Genomic DNA, 1,095 nt, shown 5'->3' on the forward strand with positions numbered 1-1,095 from the left:
AAAATGGATTGGACTACCAATCCAAGGAAGAGCACGATGCCTAAATCACCGAGAGCGAATGAAACGCCTGCCCAAAAAATAAAACGACTTGAACAAGAGCTCGAAGATGAACGTCTCAGATGCCTTCTTCTCAATAGGGTTGTTGATATTCTTGATGCTGAGCACGGGATGTCGCTAAGAAAAAAGTATATAGCGAAGGAGCAAGAAGCCTTCAAAAAGAGAAGAAAGTAAGCTTAAGCAAAGCTTGTTCATTGCTCAATATATCTCGTCAGTGTGTCTATCAGAGAGAAAAGCGTGAGACCACTCGTCAGGCTGAGCTTGCTCCTGTGAAAGGGATGGTGCTTGAACTAAGACGGTTCATGCCTCGGCTGGGAGCTCGTAAACTCTATTTCTTACTGAAGCCGAAGTTGATAGCTAAGGGAATAAAACTTGGCCGTGATGCTTTGTTTAATTACCTCAGAGAGGAGCGCTTACTCGTTAAGCCGAAACGAAGTTACACCAAAACAACGAACAGCAGGCACTGGATGAAAAAACATCCGAACTTGCTAAAAGAAGTCGTTCCGTCAAAACCAGAAGAAGTTCTGGTGAGCGACATCACTTATGTTCAGTCGAACGAGGGCGTTCATTACTTGTCATTGGTTACCGATGCCTTCAGTCGTAAAATCATGGGTTATGAAGTCAGTAATGAAATGAAAGCGAGCGATGTTGTGAAGGCTCTAGATATGACGGTAAAAACTCGATGTTATCGTCATGCGACAATCCATCATTCAGATAGAGGGCTTCAGTATTGTTCTAGTCTTTATCAAGAGAAGCTTAAAAAGTATGGCATAACACCATCAATGACAGATGGTTATGACTGTTACCAAAACGCTTTAGCTGAGCGGGTCAATGGTATCCTCAAGCAAGAGTTCTTGCTTACTCAGTGCAAAGATCTTCGCGAGTTGAAAACACTTGTTGAAGAGTCGATATATACGTACAACGAAATGAGGCCACATCTCAGCCTAGGTATGAATACGCCAAATAAGATGCATGAAAAAGGCCAGCAACTTGCGTTACTGGCTTGCTAAAATCGTCAACGTATTTTAGGACGAGACA

The 1,095-nt window shown here is 42.8% G+C and carries 1 pseudogene; it reads left to right on the plus strand.

What is annotated here, in order from left to right:
• Positions 1-1,067 (plus strand): annotated as a pseudogene (locus BCU75_RS18765) (IS3 family transposase); the annotation flags it as partial.
• Positions 1,068-1,095 lie beyond the last annotated feature (28 nt).

The sequence above is a fragment of the Vibrio splendidus genome (assembly GCF_002873455.1).
Classification (GTDB): Bacteria; Pseudomonadota; Gammaproteobacteria; order Enterobacterales; family Vibrionaceae; genus Vibrio; species Vibrio splendidus_J.